Origin of the sequence: Anaerotruncus sp. 1XD42-93 (assembly GCF_009917605.1) — a bacterium.
Taxonomy (GTDB): Bacteria; Bacillota; Clostridia; order Oscillospirales; family Ruminococcaceae; genus Anaerotruncus.
In genome coordinates, this window is record NZ_QZEG01000201.1 from 1 (window position 1) to 825 (window position 825).

The window sequence follows — 825 nt, forward strand, 5'->3', positions numbered from 1 at the left end:
TACACAAATGACGGCAGCATGACACCGGGCGTGGACGGCGTAACCACCGATGGTATGAGCCTGGAACGCATTGACAAAATCATTGCGTCCCTGAAAGACCACTCGTACCGCCCGAACCCTGCCCGCCGCACCTATATCGCCAAAAAGAACAGCCCGGCGAAAAAGCGGCCGCTTGGCATTCCATCCGGGGATGACAAGCTTGTGCAGGAAGTAGTCCGAATGATTTTGGAAAGCATCTATGAACCGACCTTTTCCAATGTATCTCATGGATTCCGCCCTGGAAAAAGCTGCCACACCGCGCTGGTCAAAATTCAGAACACGTTCACTGGCGCAAAGTGGTTTGTGGAGGGCGATATCCAAGCGTGTTTCGACAGCTTTGACCACCATGTACTGATTGAAATTCTCCGCAGGCGAATCAAGGACGAAGCCTTTATCGGCCTGATGTGGAAATTTTTGAAAGCCGGATATATGGAACAGTGGAAATACCACAAAACCTACACCGGCACTCCACAGGGGTCTGGCATCAGTCCCATCCTCGCCAATATCTATCTGAACGAGTTGGATAAGTATATGGAGGAATATAAGCAGGAATTCAGCAGACCAGCACGGACTGTGAACCCAGCCCATCGTAATATGGCAAGCAGAATCTTCCGATATAAGGCCAAAAACGATAAGGTCTGGAATACGCTGGGTGCAGAGGAACAGAAAAAACGTGCGCGGATACTCCGGCAAATGCGGGCAGAACAGAGAAATCTCCCAACGCATCCGCTTAGGGAAACCAGCTATAAGTCCCTGCAATATGTCCGCTATGCCGATGACTTCCTG

At 50.7% G+C, this 825-nt stretch carries 1 protein-coding gene; it reads left to right on the top strand.

Features of this window, described 5'->3' with window-relative positions; genetic code table 11:
- A partial coding sequence (locus D5269_RS18015) for a reverse transcriptase/maturase family protein (protein WP_199735797.1) occupies positions 1–825 on the top strand: 825 nt, incomplete at both ends.